We start from the raw sequence: 3,042 nt of genomic DNA, 5'->3' as shown, positions 1-3,042 counted from the left end.
CAACGCCTCCGCTCACGCTGTGCGACCACCCGCCGGAGCCGACGAGAGGCACACCCCCACTAAATTCGAAGACCCACGATAACGCTCGTTTCTGAATTTCCGCTGGGAGATATTAGGCTCTGCGGGCGGGGCCATGAAGATGAGGAAAACTGCCAGTTGTCGACTGCCTGTTTATGCAGGCGGCCTTCTCGGGTCTGTCCTGCTGGTCATCGGGGATGTGGCCGACGAAGGTGAGCGCATCTTGGTGCGGGCACGGACTTCGCTCGACACCGCGGTCTGGCCCTGTGTGCGCGGCCTCGTCGCAACGCGTGCATGGCTACCACTGGCGGACCGTCGCGGACGCGCCGGTCGATGCACGGCGGGGGGTGGTCCGTGTGCCTCACTTCGACCTCCCATTGTAGACATTATTTGTGTACCTTTAATGCATGGAGACCATCCCGCTTGGAGAACTGAACCACCATCCGTCTAAAGTCACAGCGAGGGTTCGTGCAGGTGAGACGCTCGTCGTCACTGAGCACGGCAAGCCTGTCATTCGCATGTCCCCCGCCGAAGAACCCACGTCAGCCCTGGACCAGCTGATGGCGACCGGCCAGGCGCGTCGTGCAGTGAATCCAGGCGCGCTGCCCGAGCTGATCAGCGATCTGGCCGAGCTGCCATCGCTGTCGGATGCGGTGATCGCCGAGCGGGACCGGGAGCGCACGCGTTGAGCCTCTACTACATGGACACCTGCGCACTGCTGAAGTTCGTACAGCAGGAGGCAGAGACTCAGGCGCTTCGCAGCTGGCGGGCAGGGCTGGGCGTCGACAGTCGTCTCGTGACCTCCCAGCTGGCCGGGGTCGAGATCGCGCGCACCTTCCGGCGGGCCGGTCTCGACCGGCAACGCGTGCCGTTCCTGGTCGGCAACACGCTCGCCGGGATAGACCAGATCATCCTCAGCGACGACGTCCTGGCCCGCGCCGCGGGCTTCGAAGTGCAAAGACTCGGCACTCTCGACGCCATCCACCTGGCCACGGCCGCCCCTCTGCACCGAGAGCTGGACGGCTTCGTCACCTACGACAAGGAACTGGCGGACGCTGTCACGGCCCTCGGCCTGCCGCATCTCGCACCTTCATGACGGAGCCGGAACAACTCGCCCGCCCGACACGTCCGGCGTGCCCCTTCCACAGAGGGGGCTCACCAACGCGGGGCACGACCGGCCGCAGTAGCCGACCAGAAGTCATTGCAGACTGCCGAGGCGCACCCTGACCGAACGGACCGGATCCGTCTGTTCGGTAGCAGTCTGGCGTTGCGCTTGCCGAATACCTCCCTCCATGCTGGTCAGGCATCATGTTGATACTCGTGGAGCGTGCCGCCGAGTCGCGCTCGCCGTCGTATGTCCAGGTGGGCTATCCGGTCCAGGTCCTCGATCGGAGCGGGCAGCGAGTGGAGAGGGCGGGCATTCGCAGGACCCTGGTGCGGCCGGTGCTCGTTACAGCTGTGATGATCTACGTACCCGCGGATTTCTCAACCCGCGGGATAGGAGGAGCGCCCCGCCGAGATCCCGCCCCTGGATGACTCTGCCGACCAGGGCAGATTGCAGAGGAGAAGGCCCCCAGCAAGATCCTCCCGGTTTTCTATTGAGGGTTGCTTGCCGCCAGGTCGTTGAGCACGGCGTTGACTGTGGACCAGCAGAGGTCGGCTGTGTCGAAGTCTGCGCTGTGTTTGGCTCGCTTCTCTGCGAGGGGGTGGACCAGGTTGCGGTAGGTCCGTAGCAGGTCCGAGGCCATTTTTGCGTCCTGGTCGATCCACTGGTTGGTGTGGGCGTGCTGAATGAGGTCCTGCAGCCGGGTGTCGCGGGCAGGCCGGGGCAGCGGCACGGTTGCGGTTCTGACGTCGGCGGCGTGGACGAGGACGCCTTCGAGGAGGCTCCCGAGCATGATGACGGCGGAGGTGTAGGCGCCGTGTTCTTGGCAGATGCGGGCTTCGTCGAGGCGTAGCTGAACGGCGCGGGCCAGGTCGGGGTCGGAGACGATGTCGGTGATGGCCACTTTCAGCTCTACGCGTTGGGGGCGAGGGGGTTCGTCGGGGTCGTACTCGATGAGGAACGGTTGCCCTTTGTGGTAGTCGATGCGGCGGCCTTCGAGGGCGAGGACTTCTTGGAGGCGTTGGATGACGGCGTCGTAGTCGGCGGGTTGTTGTTGGTATTCCCGTCGGTCGGCCAGGCGCAGGATGATGCGCTCGGTGTCCCCTGCTTGGTCTTCCTGCCGTTCGCGCAGGATGGTGTGGACCCAGCGGTGGCGCGGGCTGGCGTCGTGGTCGGGGACGTCTTCCCAGCCGGCCCTGCGGAGGAATGGAGCGAGTTCCCAGCCGGCTCGGCGTTTCATGCCCGGCTCGTCGCCGCAGACCATGGCGGCGAGTTCTTCGAGGGTGCTGTCGTCGAAGTTGTCCATGTCAGTGTCCCTCGCTGTCTTCGTCCGGCTCGCCGTCGTAGGGGTCCGCGTCTTCGTCGGGTTCGGCCTCGGCCAGGCCGACCGGGGTCCAGGTCATGTCGGTCAGTGAGTCATCGATGGATGGCTCGCGGACAGTGCGCGGGTGGATGCCCAGCTCGGTCAGGCGTTCCCACAGGGGTTCCAAGGCCTCGTCGGGTGAGAGAGCGAAGGCGCTGCTGCGTATGCGCCAGAACGTCCAGCCGGCGCGGCGAAGCTCCCGCTCGCGCTCGGCGTCGTCGTGGATCTGCTGTGGGGTGGAGTGGTAGGGGCTTCCGTCGCATTCCACTGCGAGGCGTCCGTGGCCTCCCGTGATCACGAGGTCGATGCGTTTTCCGTTGACTTCCCACTGGGGCACCACGTCGTAGCCGCGTTCCTTGATGCGTAGGAAGACGCGCTGCTCGAAGAGCGAGTCGAACGGCGGGCAACGTCGCACTGAACCGCCCCGGTTCGATTGGAGACTCGATTTCATGAAAGGATCGAGTCATGGCACGACCTTCCCGTTACCCGCTTGAGCTCCGCCGTCGCGCGGTGCGCATGGTCGCCGAGGTAGGCGACGACTACCCGAACGAGACGG

At 65.4% G+C, this 3,042-nt stretch carries 4 protein-coding genes and 1 pseudogene; 3 read left to right on the top strand and 2 right to left on the bottom strand.

Translation table 11 applies throughout. The annotated features are described in order from the left end of the window. Positions 1-163: 163 nt before the first annotated feature. The 3 genes and pseudogenes from O3Q52_RS51290 to O3Q52_RS51280 all read left to right on the top strand — a co-directional run. A pseudogene (locus tag O3Q52_RS51290) lies at positions 164-377 on the top strand (hypothetical protein); the annotation flags it as partial. A gap of 48 nt (positions 378-425) precedes the next feature. Then, positions 426-707: a type II toxin-antitoxin system Phd/YefM family antitoxin gene (locus O3Q52_RS51285; protein ID WP_269655275.1), complete on the top strand. Its 282-nt coding sequence runs from the start codon at positions 426-428 to the stop codon at positions 705-707. Then, positions 704-1,114 carry a type II toxin-antitoxin system VapC family toxin gene (locus tag O3Q52_RS51280; protein WP_269655274.1) on the top strand — a complete coding sequence of 137 codons (411 nt, stop codon included), beginning with the start codon at positions 704-706 and terminating at the stop codon, positions 1,112-1,114. The genes O3Q52_RS51285 and O3Q52_RS51280 overlap by 4 nt, the downstream gene beginning before the upstream one ends. A gap of 499 nt (positions 1,115-1,613) precedes the next feature. Here O3Q52_RS51280 and O3Q52_RS51275 read toward each other — a convergent pair whose 3' ends face one another. Continuing rightward, complete coding sequence (locus O3Q52_RS51275) at positions 1,614-2,429, bottom strand: hypothetical protein (protein ID WP_269655273.1); 816 nt, start codon at positions 2,427-2,429, stop codon at positions 1,614-1,616. Between the two features lies 1 nt (position 2,430). Next, positions 2,431-2,901: a hypothetical protein gene (locus O3Q52_RS51270; protein WP_269655272.1), complete on the bottom strand. Its 471-nt coding sequence runs from the start codon at positions 2,899-2,901 to the stop codon at positions 2,431-2,433. Positions 2,902-3,042 lie beyond the last annotated feature (141 nt).

It is taken from the genome of Streptomyces sp. ActVer (assembly GCF_027270795.1).
GTDB lineage: Bacteria > Actinomycetota > Actinomycetes > Streptomycetales > Streptomycetaceae > Streptomyces > Streptomyces umbrinus_A.
The sequence above is the reverse complement of the archived record's forward strand: the minus strand, read 5'-3'. Positions and strand labels throughout refer to the sequence as shown.

Bases quoted from the DNA above. Each gene is read 5' to 3' on its own strand.
- O3Q52_RS51275 (WP_269655273.1), bottom strand. From the start codon at position 2,429: ATGGACAACTTCGACGACAGCACCCTCGAAGAACTCGCCGCCATGGTC.
- O3Q52_RS51285 (WP_269655275.1), top strand. From the start codon at position 426: ATGGAGACCATCCCGCTTGGAGAACTGAACCACCATCCGTCTAAAGTC.